Annotated in this window: 11 protein-coding genes; 6 read left to right on the forward strand and 5 right to left on the reverse strand. The window is 72.2% G+C overall.

The window, feature by feature from the left end; translation table 11 throughout:
• The first annotated feature begins 769 nt into the window (after positions 1-769).
• The gene (locus ACA361_RS32345) at positions 770-1,852 is read left to right on the forward strand and encodes a pentapeptide repeat-containing protein (protein ID WP_375018341.1); all 1,083 of its coding nucleotides are present in this window, start codon (positions 770-772) and stop codon (positions 1,850-1,852) included.
• A gap of 221 nt (positions 1,853-2,073) precedes the next feature.
• Entirely contained in the window at positions 2,074-2,352 is a 279-nt protein-coding gene (locus tag ACA361_RS32350) for a site-specific integrase (protein ID WP_375018343.1), read from the forward strand.
• Positions 2,353-2,496: 144 nt separating this feature from the next.
• On the opposite strand, the gene ACA361_RS32355 is transcribed toward ACA361_RS32350, so the two are convergent.
• From ACA361_RS32355 to ACA361_RS32370, 4 genes are all read right to left on the reverse strand, one after another.
• A complete protein-coding gene (locus ACA361_RS32355) occupies positions 2,497-3,093 on the reverse strand; it encodes a hypothetical protein (protein WP_375018345.1) in 597 nt (198 codons plus the stop codon).
• A 70-nt stretch (positions 3,094-3,163) separates the two neighbouring features.
• Positions 3,164-3,751 (reverse strand): hypothetical protein, encoded by a 588-nt coding sequence (locus tag ACA361_RS32360; protein ID WP_375018347.1) that lies wholly within the window; start codon positions 3,749-3,751, stop codon positions 3,164-3,166.
• Positions 3,752-3,858: 107 nt separating this feature from the next.
• Entirely contained in the window at positions 3,859-5,151 is a 1,293-nt protein-coding gene (locus ACA361_RS32365) for a hypothetical protein (RefSeq protein WP_375018349.1), read from the reverse strand.
• 582 nt (positions 5,152-5,733) lie between these two features.
• The gene (locus tag ACA361_RS32370) at positions 5,734-6,453 is read right to left on the reverse strand and encodes a hypothetical protein (RefSeq protein WP_375018351.1); all 720 of its coding nucleotides are present in this window, start codon (positions 6,451-6,453) and stop codon (positions 5,734-5,736) included.
• 929 nt (positions 6,454-7,382) lie between these two features.
• Here ACA361_RS32370 and sigJ point away from each other — a divergent pair.
• The 4 genes from sigJ (at position 7,383) to ACA361_RS32390 (ending at position 11,499) form a co-directional block, all read left to right on the forward strand.
• Complete coding sequence (gene sigJ, locus ACA361_RS32375; RefSeq protein ID WP_375018352.1) at positions 7,383-8,258, forward strand: RNA polymerase sigma factor SigJ; 876 nt, start codon at positions 7,383-7,385, stop codon at positions 8,256-8,258.
• A 99-nt stretch (positions 8,259-8,357) separates the two neighbouring features.
• A complete protein-coding gene (locus ACA361_RS32380) occupies positions 8,358-10,529 on the forward strand; it encodes an MMPL family transporter (RefSeq protein ID WP_375018354.1) in 2,172 nt (723 codons plus the stop codon).
• 38 nt (positions 10,530-10,567) lie between these two features.
• Entirely contained in the window at positions 10,568-11,149 is a 582-nt protein-coding gene (locus ACA361_RS32385) for a cupin domain-containing protein (RefSeq protein WP_375018355.1), read from the forward strand.
• Positions 11,146-11,499, forward strand: coding sequence for a DoxX family protein (locus ACA361_RS32390; RefSeq protein WP_375018357.1), 354 nt, complete (start codon positions 11,146-11,148; stop codon positions 11,497-11,499). Before ACA361_RS32385 ends, ACA361_RS32390 begins: the two co-directional genes overlap by 4 nt.
• A gap of 370 nt (positions 11,500-11,869) precedes the next feature.
• Here ACA361_RS32390 and ACA361_RS32395 read toward each other — a convergent pair whose 3' ends face one another.
• On the reverse strand, positions 11,870-12,355 hold the full coding sequence (locus ACA361_RS32395) for a hypothetical protein (protein WP_375018359.1): 486 nt from the start codon (positions 12,353-12,355) through the stop codon (positions 11,870-11,872).
• Positions 12,356-12,374: the final 19 nt, after the last annotated feature.

Below are 12,374 nucleotides of genomic sequence, written 5' to 3' on the forward strand. Positions count from 1 at the left end.
GCGGCCGGTTATCGGTGTCTTGTGGTTCAGAATCGGGCGACCGAGACGACCCGCGCGACTTCGGCGTGTCCGACGTCGCCGGGCTGCTGGTGAGGGACCGAGACGGCTCCCGCTTCGGCTCGTCCGACGTCGCTGGACTGTCCACTGGCGCCTGTGACCGCTGGGGGGCGGAGCTGGTTCGTCCGTCCCGCACGCCCCCGCGCCGCCCGCGATGAGCGCGACGGCCGTCACCACCTCGGCGGCATGAATTCCTTTCATTCTTGCTCCCACGATCGTGGGGCCCGGCTCGACACCATCATGCGGAGCGCGTCGATGCGGATGCGCGACCCGCCGGCGCCCCAGAGCCATTGATCACGTGTCTGTGCAGCCTGGGCGCCGGGACGGGCGGCTGCTTCGGGTCGATCCCCGCCGGGTGCAGCCGTCCTGCCGTGGATCACTCCGCGCGGCCGCAGATCGAACCGGACCGCCGCTTCCATGACCAGCAGAGTGTGCCTGCCCATGCTTTGAGTTGTACCCGGGTAAAGCAAAGGGCAGGTCATCCACATACCGGGGTCTAGCAGGACAAACGCGTCTATCACCGGCTGGTGTGCGGGAAGGTGGTGCCGCGGTGGCCTCACTTTAAATAGCATTATGTGAGATCCGAGCGAGGCCGGTACGCACCCCCGCGGGCCCGCCGGAGTCGGGGGATCCGGGCGGTCGGCTGCCCCGTTGTGGCCATGTGGTGGCGCCGGGGCGGGGCGGGCGCGTTGACTGATCGTTCGTGAACCCGATGACCCGAGCCCGCCGCCGCGCCCAGTACGCGCTCGCCCGCCCGGCCGTGCGCGGCGCGGGCGTGGTGCTGGCCGGGGTCGGCCTGCTGGCGCTGGCGGCGGTGTATGCGGTGGCGCTGTGGAAGATGCCTTCCTGGATGGGCCTGGAGGGCAGGGGCGGCGATGCCAAGGACCGGCACAACGCCCGGCTGCTGGTGGTGTCGGCCGGCGGCGCGGTGGTGGTGGCGATCTCCCTGCTGTACACCGCCCGCTCCTACCGGCTCAGCCATCGCGGGCAGGTCACCGACCGCTTCACCAAGGCGCTGGAACGGCTCAGCTCCACCGACCTCGACGCCCGGCTCGGCGGCATCCACGCGCTGGCCCACGTCGCCGGCGACTCCCGCCCCCACCACGACGACGTCGTGGAGGTCCTGGAGGCCTTCATCCGCCGCCGCGCACCCCAGGCCCGCCCGGAGGAGGACGGGCCGACCCTGAGCCGACGTCCGCCGCTGCCCGAGCGGCCCGACTCCGACGTCCAAGCCGCCCTGACCGCCCTCGGCCGCCGGCCGCCGCGCCCCGAACGCCGCCGGGTGGACCTCAGCGCCTTGCACCTCACCACCGCCCGCCTGGCCGACCTGGACTTCAACCACATGGACCTGCAGCGCGCGAACCTGGGCGGCGCGGACCTGAGCGGCGCGGACCTGCGGGGTGCGGTCCTGGAGCGCGCGAACCTGCGGGACGCGGACCTGCGGGGTGCGGTCCTGGAGCGCGCGAACCTGCGGCACGCGGACCTGCGGGGTGCGGTCCTAGAGGATGCGGACCTGCGGCACGCGGGGCTGTGGTTCGCCGACCTGCGCGGCGCGGACCTGCGCCGCGCGGGGCTGTGGTTCGCCAACCTGCGCGGCGCGAACCTGCAGCGCGCCAAGCTGCGCGGCGCCAACCTGCGGTACGCCGACCTGCAGCAGGTGAACCTGCGGGCTGCCGACCTACGGTTCGCAGACCTGCGGGCCGCGGACCTGCGCGGGGCCACCGGCCAACCCGAACAGGACATCCGGGCACTGGCGAAGGTGGACCACCGCACCACGTTCGGAGCCGTCCAGTAGCCATCGTTGTCCAACGAGTGATCTGCCACTCAGCATTGAGGACTTGGACCTGGACAACAAGCGCGGCCGGATCACCGGCAAGGGCGGCACCGTCCGCTGGATCCACTGGCAGTCCGGCACCGCCCACTTGCTCCCACGGCTGATCGGCGACCGCACCTCCGGCCCGCTGTTCCTGGCCAGCCGCGCCCCGCGCCAGCTCGCACGCCGGCGGCCGCCGACCTGTGCCCGCACACCGGCCGCGGCCGCCTGTCCTACGAACGCGCCGAGTACCTGTTCAAGCAGGACACCCAGCAGCACGACCCCCGCCGACGCGCTGCACCCTCCACCAGCTCCGCCACTCCCGGCTCACCCACCTGGCCGAAGACGGCTGGTCAGCCCCGATGCTCATGGCGCTGTCCGGACACGAGAACATCCGCAGCCTCGCCATCTACACCAACGTCACCGCTGAGGTCGTCGGCGCAGCCCTCGCCCAGCAAGACCCCGCTCGTCGGCACCGCTGACCTCAGCAAACACCTAGCCGCGGCCCCTTTCTGCCGTATTCCGGCTGCGCCCCTCCCAGCGTTGGTTGGCACCAGTTCCCAGCGGTACTTGGCGTCGATGCGGATTCCCAGTGCGGTTGGCGCGTCCGATGATCCCCCAGTTGATCAGAGGGCTTCGAGGATCGGGACCACGAGCTGGTTGAGCTGGTAGACCGCCTCAGCGACGTGCCGGCGCGCGAGGTCGACCAGGTCGTCGTCGTTGGGCATGGTGTCGGGGAGTGCGGGGAACCCGCCGGCGGGAACCGGGAACATCAGGGTCAACGTCGCGAACGCGTACGGGTGTTTCGCGGTGTTCTGCTCAGTCGGTGACTCGTACACCACGGCGTCGTCATCGTTGCCGCCGACGTTGCTGTGGGTGTTCCAGTCGCGCCATGACGCGCCGCGCTTCCACGCGCTGGACTTGGCCAGGCCGGCTGGCCACGGCGCCGCCACTTCGACCTTTGCGCTGAGCGACCCGTCCCAGTTGGACCGGTGGATTTGGGCGTCGAGCACGGTGCCATGGCAGCGGACCCATCTCGATGACATGGTTGGGCCCGTCGCGGCCCGCCAGGCGGCATCGGTGAACTCCAGGATGCGGATCTGCGCGTCGTGGTACAGCTGCCAGATCTTGGCGAAAGAAGCCTGGCTGTCCCGCACGCATGCCGCGTATCGGCTGCGCCGGTCATTTGCGGTGTCGCGGTCGTACTCCCCGTCGATCCACACAGCTCGCACCCCGCGACCATAGCCGCCTCACTCGGCAGCGGCCCAGGTGGTCAGGTCCCGACGCTGATGGTCAGGGTGTGCCCAGTCGGGAGCAGTCCGTGGCCGCGGAGCCCGCTCCAGCCATCGTTGGGGACCCCGACCACCACGTCGGGCAGCTGGTCGGCGGCGGCGTGGGTGGCCAGGACCAGGCGGGCGGACAGTACGCCGCCGGCGGCGGGGTCCTCGCGGACTTCCAGGGCGGTGACCGTGGCCGGAGGGCGGCGGCCCAGTCGGTCAGGGCGCGCAGCAGCGCGGCGTGCTCGGCGGTACCGCTGGCGCGGGGCGTTTCCTCGGCCGGTTCGCGGGCGGCTGGGGCGCTGCGCAGTGGCGCGGCGAGTGCCTGGACGCGGATGCCGTCGACGGTGCCGTCGGCGATCGCGCCGTCGCCGCCGTCCAGCGGGCTCACGGGCCAGCCCATCCGGGCGGCGGCCGTGTGCACCAGGTCGCGCTGCTGCGCGGCCGGGGCGGCCGGGGAGGCGGGGGTGAGGGTGACCGGCGGCAGGAAGCGGGTGGCCGGGTCGCAGGTGACGGTAGCTGGCGGCAGCGGGCCGATCTGCTCCAGCACGCGGGCCGTGGCCGCCAGCAGGACCGGCAACCGACCAGGAGCGGCAGCGTTCATCGGGTGGGGTCCTTCCGGCGGGGGAGGGCGGCGATGGGGCGGTCCAGGGCAGCGGTCACATCATCGGGGATGCGGTGCCCGCCGCCGGATTGCGTCACGGATTTTCGTCACGCAGATGGTGGGTGAGGGTGTCGTCGGGGTTGCCGAACAGCGGCCCCGGGGGCGGTCGGCAGGCGGTCGATGGCCTTGGTGCGGGTGGCGGCGCGGTGCACGACGGTGCGCTGGTCGGTGCCGGCGGCCTGCCAGTGCCGCCCGGTGCGCCAGATCCGGCCCAGGGTGTGGGTGTCGCCGTGGTCGTCGACGGTGACCAGGTAGCCGCCGCCCTCGGCGCGCGGCGGGTCGGTGGCGGCGGCTGCCAGTTGCGCGGCGGTGTAGGGGCTGATCGGCCGCTCGCGGCGCGGGCGGGCGGCTGGGCGGCGCCGGGTGCGGGCTTTGGCTGGGAGGTCGTGGGCGGGGAAGGGGGCGGGGGCGTACAGCGCGGCGAACAGCGCCAGAGCGGCCTCCTCCCGGGACGGGGCAGGCGGTCCCGGTACTGGCCCGGCGGCGGTGCAGGCGGTGTAGCCGCCGGCGGGGTGGGGCTGCAGCCAGCCGACGCAGCGGCCGCGTACCAGCACGTCCTCGCGGCCGGGCACCCGGCCGCGCTGCAGCATCCAGGACGCCAGCGAGCCCAGCGAGGTCTCGATGATGCGGCCGTGCCGGTCGCGCAGTGGCCTGCATGCCACCTCGGCGTCCTGGGCGCCGGGCACGCCCAGGGCGGCCGCCCCGGCCCGCGCGGCCGCCGACCCGGTCAGCGCCCCATCGAGGCCGGCGACCGGCTGCTCTCGACCGGGCGCGTGCACCCGCCAGCCGTCGCCGGTGCCGCGCAGCCATCCGACCCGCCGCCCGTCGGCCAGCAGCAGGTAGTCCTCGGCGTGCAGCCGCACCAGCTCCAGCTCCCCGCACTCCGCCACCACCGCAGACGCCGAGGCGGACACTGTTTGCGCCACGGCGACCAGGCTTTCGTCACACGCGAGCGGCGGCGGCTCCTCGGCGGTCGGCTCGGCGGCCGGCCCCGGCGGCTCGGGGGCGGGGGAGGGGAGCGCGGCGACCGGGCCGGCGCGCCGGGCCAGTTCGGCGACCAGATCGTTCAGGGCGGCCTGGACGCGGGGCCGGTCGGCGCCGTAGCGGTCCAGGGTCTCCCACCCGTTCGCCAGGGCGTTCTCGATCGCGAGGGAGGCATGGGAGGCGGCCCACCGGGCCGCCTCCCGGCCGCTCATCCCCGCATCCTCGGCCTTGCGGGCCCGGTACGCGCGCGCCTGGCAGGCCCGCGAGCAGTACACCGCCGGACGCCCCCGCGGCCGCGCCGCCACCGGCCCGCCGCACACCGCACACCCCGGCCCGCCCGTCGCACTGTCGGTCATCGCCCCCGCTTTTCATCACGTTCATGCACCATTAGCCGTGATGAAAATCGTAGCCCCACGCGTGACGAATCCAGCAGAACGTGCCGTAAAGAGGCTCGAGTCCAGCCCACGAGCGGACACGGACACTATGTCCACTTGCCCGTAACGCTCTGCTACCTGGCGGCGTGGGCCACGTTCGGGAGCGGGACGCCACGTTGCCGGTCTGTCCGGTCAGCGTCCTGACGCGACCCTTCCGGCGTATTCCGGCCGGCCCGGTGGGGGAGGGGCGGCGGTCACATCATCGGGGACGCGTTCGCGCGGCGCCTGAACGACGACGGCGGCCGCGGCGTCGTGACTTCCTCCTGGTTGGGTCTCTGTTGCATGATGGGAAAGGCCCCGCCCGAGGGCGGGGTCTGGTGATGGTTCCCTACTTGGTTGCTCTGAGCTTTGGTTGCTAGGCCGGGTCTCAGACGATCAGGTAGCGGAACCCCTCCACGAACAGCGTGCTGATAGTGCCGCCGGCAGCGGCGGCGATGATCGCGCCGGGCAGCGTGGACACGTTCCTCCAGTCACGCCAGTTCATCGGGGGCTTCTTCATATTTGTCACCTCCCCTCGTCCTGTGTGGTGACTTGGGCCGGGGTCAGGAAGGAGCCCCAGATTCCGGTGGGCTTCTGCTGAGACCCGTTGTCGAAGATCGCTTTCGCCTGCGGGGGTAGGACGAATGGCTTGAGCGTCGACGTCCTGGCATGGCTCATCTGGGGTATGTCCTGGGAGGCCTCGCTCGGGGAGGCCTCGTGCTCGGGGGCTGGATCTGCGGGGCGGGATTTTCGAACGTTCAGATCGAACGGGGAGCGGAAGCCGTAGAGGAGGCGCTCGCCGTACCCGGTGCGGGTCTCGCCGGTCTTGTAGGTCTCTGAGCCGGTCTCGTTGAGGAGCCCGGTCGCGGTCAGCTCCTTGATGCCGCGCTCCAGGGTCGGTTTGGAGATGCCGTAGTAGCCGGCGAAAGCAGCGGTCTGGGGGAGGGCGAACTGCGGCTTGCGCAGGCTCATACCGATCAGCATCACGGCCTTGCCGACGATGCCGAGCTTGTGGTGGTAACCGTCCTCCCAGTACTGGAACGGCAGTTGGAAGTAGATCTCGCCCAGTGGGCCGTTCTCGGAGGTGATGGGCCGGGTGTACGGACGGTTCGTCCCGTCCTCCCGCAGCTTGGTGACGCGCGTCTTCCGGCCGTTCTGCGACCGCGTGATGAGGTGCAGCTGCTCCAACTTGCGCCACAGACGCGAGACCGGAGCGCTGGCCGATCCGTCGAGCGCGAAGGACACCCCCGGCGCGCCCCCATGTCTCGGACCGTTCGGTGACACCGAAGTCGCCGCCGGTGGTGACGGCGTAGACCAGTAGCAGCAGGTCCAGAGCCGGCTCGTTGCGCATCAGTTTCGCCAGCGGTCCAGGCACAGAAGCCGATCGAGGCCCGTCCTCCACCGCGATCTGCACGAACGAACGCCGCACCGGCACCGCATGGTTGCGCCGTTGCGAACGGGCCAGGAGCCACTCGATGGTCTGGTCCTGCGTCATCGGCCGCTGGCTTCGGCCAGCCGTACTGGGGGGCATCTCTCGCGTCACGGACATCAGTGTGCTGCCTCGCTGAGTTCCCCGCTCGCGCCATGCTGCCGTGTCCTCTGCATCCTCGGCGGACGCATAGGACAACATTGGATGACCAGGGACCCCCATCGCATACCCGGTGCCGTACCTCTGGTGGTATTTGCGCAGCTAGCGCCCACACCAGCGTTTTGGATCATTGCGGCTTCAGTCGTCGATCATTAGCGCTTGAGCTTGCGATCATTGCTTTTGTGGGGCGGCGACCTTTCGCAGTCACTGGCCGTCGCCAGCGCGGCAGGCCACCGGGGCCGGGCGCCCTGTGCGTCCCCCGGCCGCGGCCAGGTCACGGCAAGCCAACAGCATCCGCGCCTAGGCCCAGCTGCACCGCCGCCGACCGCCTCGCGCGGGCCGACGGGATCAGAGGGAACACTATGTCAACCTGGTCGTCACGTTCTGCTACCTCGCCCCTGATGCGACGGAACTTGGTCACTGCATGCGTGATGTCACATTGAGGTGGCCTGTGTCGTCCTTAGATCATGAGAGTCGCTGTGATGGGTGGGACGGAAACTTCGGGCCGCGGGTCGTTGGGGAGCGGCTTGCGCGGGTGCCCGGCGCGCCTGCCCGGTGGGGAGCGACCGGCCGAGGGGGTTCGGGCATGACGTCCGAGGAGCTCGCGCGTCGTTTCGAGAGCGAGCGTCCGCACCTGCTGCGGGTCGCGTACTCGACGCTGGGGTCGATGACCGAGGCCGAGGACTGCGTGCAGGAGGCGTGGCTGCGGCTGCGCGGGCTGCCGGATGTGACGGAGATCCGCGACCTGCGCGGCTGGCTGGTCAGGGCGGTGGGGCGGCTGGCGCTGGACGCGCTGGGCAGCGCCCGCGCCCGGCGCGAGCGGTACGTCGGGACCTGGCTGCCCGAGCCCCTGGTGGGGGACGTGGCGGCCGATCCGGTCGACCGGGTCACTCTGGACGAGTCGGTCAGCATGGCGTTGCTGCTGGTGATGGAGAGCCTGTCACCGGCCGAGCGCACGGCGTTCCTGCTGCACGACGTGTTCGGGCTGTCGTTCGACGAGGTCGCCGACGTCGTCGGACGCTCGCCCGCCGCCGTGCGGCAGTTGGCCTCGCGGGCCCGCAGGCACGTGGCCGAGGGCAGGCCCCGCTTCCCGCCCACCCCTGACCAGCAGCGGCAGGTGGTCACCGCGTTCGCGGCGGCCTGCCGGGACGGTGACCTGGACGGGCTGATGTCGCTGCTGGACCCGCAGGTGGTGTGCCGCGGCGACGGCGGCGGCAAGGTCTCCGCCCTGCCGACCGAGGAGGTCGGGGCCGAGCGGGTGGCGCGCCTGCTGGTGTCGTTCGTCCGCGAGCCGCTGCGCGAGATGTGGATCGCCACCGTCAACGGCGCGGCCGGCCTGGTGCTGCGCGGCGAGGACGGCGTCCTGTCGGTGGCGTCCCTGACCGTCGACGGCGGTCGCATCACCGCCCTGGACGTCGTCCGCAACCCCGACAAGCTCACTCACGTCCGCGGGACGAATTAGAAGCGCTCCTCGCTCGGGCCGGGACCACCTGGTCCCGTGCCGCCTCTCATTGTCACTCTAAGTTATCAATACTTCACTGTAAGGATGGTAAGGCGGGTCATGACCGTAACCGAAGACAGCCGGGTGGTGGCCGCGTCCGCTCCACGGGGCGTGTTCGCCCGTGTCGCGACGTTCGCCCACCGGCGCCGGTGGCTCGTTCTGCTGCTGTGGGTCGCCGCGCTGGCGGGGATCTGGGGCGCGGCGTCCGCCGTGGGCGATGACTACCGGGAGGACTACTCCCTGCCGGGCACCGAATCGCAGCGGGCGGCGGATCTGCTGGCCGCGCACGGCTCCGGCCGCGCGGGCGACACCGTGCAGATTGTTCTGAGCCGGGACGCCGGGCTGGGCGACCCCGCCACCCGGCAGCGGGTGGAGGCCATGCTCGCCCGCGTCGCCGCCCTCCCGGCGATCGAGCAGGTGCGCGCCCCCTACGCCGACGCGTCCGCCATCGCCCCGGACGGCAGGATCGGCTACGCCACGGCGGTGCTGAGAGTGCCCACCAAACAGCTCGACCGCGCCGACGTCGAACGGATCGACGCCACCGCACGGTCGGCGGCGGACGACGGACTCCGGGTCGAGCTGGGAGGGCAGGCCGCCCGGCTGCTGGCCGAGGGGCAGGGCGGCCTGGCCGAGGGGGCCGGGCTGCTGGCCGCCCTGGTGATCCTGGTGCTGATGTTCGGCTCGGTGACGGCGGCCGGGCTGCCGATCGTGACCGCGCTGTTCGCGGTCGGCTCGACGCTGGGCGCGATCGTCCTCGCCTCGCACCTGTTCATGATCGCCGCCTGGACGCCGTACGTGATGATGCTGGTCGGGCTCGGCGTCGGGATCGACTACGCCCTGCTGGTGTTCGCCCGGTTCCGGGCCGAGGTCTTGAACGGGGCGTCCCCGGAACGTGCCGCCGTGGCCGCGCTGGACCTGGGCGGCCGCACCGTCTTCTTCGCGGGCTGCACCGTCATCCTGGCGCTGTTGGGCCTGGTCTCGCTCGGCCTCGGCTCACTGCAGGGCATGGCGCTGTCGGTGGCGCTGACCGTGCTGGTGACGATGATCGCCTCGTTGACCCTGCTGCCCGCCCTGCTGGGCTTCTTCGGCGGGCGCCTCGCCAGGACGTTCACCGCCCGTGCCGCCCGCCGCGCGGCCAAGGGCGGGGCCGGGGACGGGGCGGTGTGGCGGCGTATCGGGACGCTCGTGCAGCGCCGGCCGCTGGTGGCCCTGCTGGTGGGCGGGGTACTGCTCGGTGCGCTGGCCGCCCCGGCGCTCGGGATGCGCCTTGGGTTCGCCGACGCCGGGAACGACGCGCCGTCCAGCACCAGCCGGCAGGCGTACGACCTGCTGGCGGAAGGCTTCGGCCCCGGCTTCAACGGGCCCTTCCTCCTGGTGGCCGAAGGCGGTACGGGTGGGCCCGCCGAGGCCGCGCGCGCCGCGTCGGGGCCCTTGGCCCGCGCCGCCGGGGTGCAGGCGGTCTCCGCGCCGCTCCCGTCTGCCGACGGCCGGATCGCCACGGTGACGATCTTCCCGACCACCTCGCCCCAGGACGAGGAGACCACCGAGTTGCTCGCACGGCTCCGCGGCGACGTGCTGCCCGAGCTGTCGGCCCGGACCGGTGCGAGCCTCGCCCTCGGCGGATCGACCGCCGCGGCCGAGGACTACTCGGCCAAGGTCGCCGACCGCATGCCGCTGTTCGTCGCCATCGTCGTCGGCCTGTCGGTGCTCCTGCTGATGGCCGTCTTCCGCTCGCTGCTCATCCCGCTCAAGGCGGCGCTGCTCAACCTGCTCAGCATCGGGGCGGCGCTCGGCGCGATGACGCTGGTGTTCCAGCACGGCCTGCTGGGCGTCGAACCGGCCCCGATCGAGGCCTACCTGCCGGTCATGGTGTTCGCCGTGGTGTTCGGCCTGTCCATGGACTACGAGATCTTCCTGATCTCCCGCATGCGCGAGGAGTGGCGCCGCACCGGGGACGCGGCCCTGGCCGTCCGCGAGGGCCTGGCGCACACCGGCTCGCTGATCACCGCCGCCGGGGCCATCATGATCGTCGTCTTCGGCGCCTTCATGCTCAGCCCACAGCGCCTTCTCCAGCAGGTCGGCTTCGGCATGGCCGTCGCCATCTTCGTCGACGCCGTCATCATCCGCTGCCTGATCGTCCCTGCCGCGATGCGCCTGCTGGGCCGGCGCGCGTGGTGGCTGCCCGCCCCCCTTGCGCGCATCCTGCCGCGGCTCGACGTCGAGAAGCACTGACCACCCGAACCCCCCGAACCACCCACCAAGGAGAGCACATGACGACGATCGAGCAGGGCAACGCACACCCCGTGCTGGTACGGGCGGGCGAGAGCGAGGTCCTCGGCGACCCGCCCACCACGATGGAGCTGGTGGCCGACGCCACGACCACCGGCGGGCTGGTCAGCGCGATCCGCAGCAAGATCGGCAAGGGGGTGGACGGGCCGCCGCCGCACTACCACCGCGCCGCGGCCGAGATCTTCTACATCCTCGACGGCGGCTTGCACGTCCTGACCGGCGACCGGATCGTCGTCGTCGGGACCGGCGACTTCCTGCTCGTACCGCCCCGCACCCCGCATGCGTTCAGCACCCCCGCGCACACCGGAGTCGACATGCTCATCTTCAAGCCGGGCGCCGAGCGGTTCGACTACTTCCGCCTGGGAGACCGGGTCCGCAGGGGCGAAGCGAGCCCGCAGGAGATCCTCGCCTCACAGGACCTCTACGACAACCACTTTCACGACAGCCCCCAATGGAGAAGCTTCCTGAACGGCGGCGCGCAAGAGCGCCTCCTCGCCCTGCCGTCCAGAGACGGCACCGCCCCGACCTCCGGCTCGCCGACAGACCGCGGAGACCTCTCATGAACGCCACGGCCATCACCCTGTCGGTGGTGCTGGCGCTCGCGGCGCTGGCCGGTGGCGGCGCCAAGCTGGCGGGCGCATCCCCGATGCGCCACGACGCCCGGCGGTTCGGCTTCTCCCTCGCCGCGTATCGGCTCATCGGCCTCAGCGAGGTAATGGCGGCCGCCGGACTGGTTCTCGGCCTGGCCTGGTGGCCGATCGGCGCCGCAGCGAGCCTCGGCCTGGTCTGTCTCATGGCCGGCGCCGTCCTCGCGCACCTCCGCGCCGGCGATCCACCGGGCAAGACGGCCGCGCCCACAATCATCGCCGCTCTGGCGATCGCCGCCGCCGCCCTAACCCAGGCCGCCGCCTGAGCACGGCCCGTCGGCCAGAGGGGAGGATCGGGACACCCCCTAGCGACTTTCTCGAGGGACAGTGATTCGGGCATGCGCGGGCCGGGGCGTGTCCAGCGGGGCACGGCGTCGTCGACGGCTGTCCCAGAGGGTATGCGGTGGTGTACGCGGCGCGCAGTTCGCCGGGCGGCCACGACACCGTCCGCAGAGAACCATCGCGGGCACCGCGCGGCCCACCTGCCACGGACCGCGCAATGAGGCGACTCAGCACGGGGCGGGGGTCACGGCCGGCGGTGCCGGCCGTGACCTCCGTCGGAGGATGGTGTTCCATCCGACCGCCCTCTTCTCCGGATACCTGACGCTGGCGGCGAGACCGGGGCGATCCAGCGACTCAGAACAACGTGTCCCGCACCCGCAGCAGCCGGTAGCCGGTGGGGCCGGTTTCGTCGCGCGCTGGCAGCACCAGGTCGGGGTGACGGAACACCGCGCGGGCGTGGCGGTAGCCGGCGTGGGCGCGGGCGTGCTGGTCGGCCAGCTCGGCCACGGCGGTCGCGGCGTGGGCCAGTGCCCGGGTGCGCCGGGCCAGGGCGCTCTCCCAGCGGTTGTCGTCGTCGGCGAGGGCGGCGTCGTGCGGCAGCTCGCACATGGCCAGCACCGCCTCGGTCAGCGCGCGTTCGGCGGCCTGGACCTGGCCGAGGCCGGCGCCGGCGATCCGGTCGGAGGCCTGGGTGGCGGCGGCCTGGGCGCGGGCGGCGCTGTGGCGGGCGCGGTAGGCGGTCTGGCGGCAGGAGGTCGAGCACCAGACGGCGGGCCGGCCGGTGCGGCGGGGAGGCGGCGGAGTGCCGCACACCGGGCAGTGCTGCGGGTGATCCATCATGAGGGCCAGGTCCCTTCCA

It is taken from the genome of Actinomadura sp. 21ATH (genome assembly GCF_041951345.1).
Lineage (GTDB): Bacteria > Actinomycetota > Actinomycetes > Streptosporangiales > Streptosporangiaceae > Spirillospora.

What these genes read in the sequence shown, in the direction of transcription:
- sigJ (WP_375018352.1), top strand. Translation starts at nt 7,383, where the DNA reads ATGACGTCCGAGGAGCTCGCGCGTCGTTTCGAGAGCGAGCGTCCGCAC.
- ACA361_RS32345 (WP_375018341.1), top strand. Translation starts at nt 770, where the DNA reads ATGACCCGAGCCCGCCGCCGCGCCCAGTACGCGCTCGCCCGCCCGGCC.
- ACA361_RS32395 (WP_375018359.1), bottom strand. Translation starts at nt 12,355, where the DNA reads ATGATGGATCACCCGCAGCACTGCCCGGTGTGCGGCACTCCGCCGCCT.
- ACA361_RS32365 (WP_375018349.1), bottom strand. Translation starts at nt 5,151, where the DNA reads ATGACCGACAGTGCGACGGGCGGGCCGGGGTGTGCGGTGTGCGGCGGG.
- ACA361_RS32385 (WP_375018355.1), top strand. Translation starts at nt 10,568, where the DNA reads ATGACGACGATCGAGCAGGGCAACGCACACCCCGTGCTGGTACGGGCG.
- ACA361_RS32360 (WP_375018347.1), bottom strand. Translation starts at nt 3,751, where the DNA reads ATGAACGCTGCCGCTCCTGGTCGGTTGCCGGTCCTGCTGGCGGCCACG.
- ACA361_RS32380 (WP_375018354.1), top strand. Translation starts at nt 8,358, where the DNA reads ATGACCGTAACCGAAGACAGCCGGGTGGTGGCCGCGTCCGCTCCACGG.
- ACA361_RS32390 (WP_375018357.1), top strand. Translation starts at nt 11,146, where the DNA reads ATGAACGCCACGGCCATCACCCTGTCGGTGGTGCTGGCGCTCGCGGCG.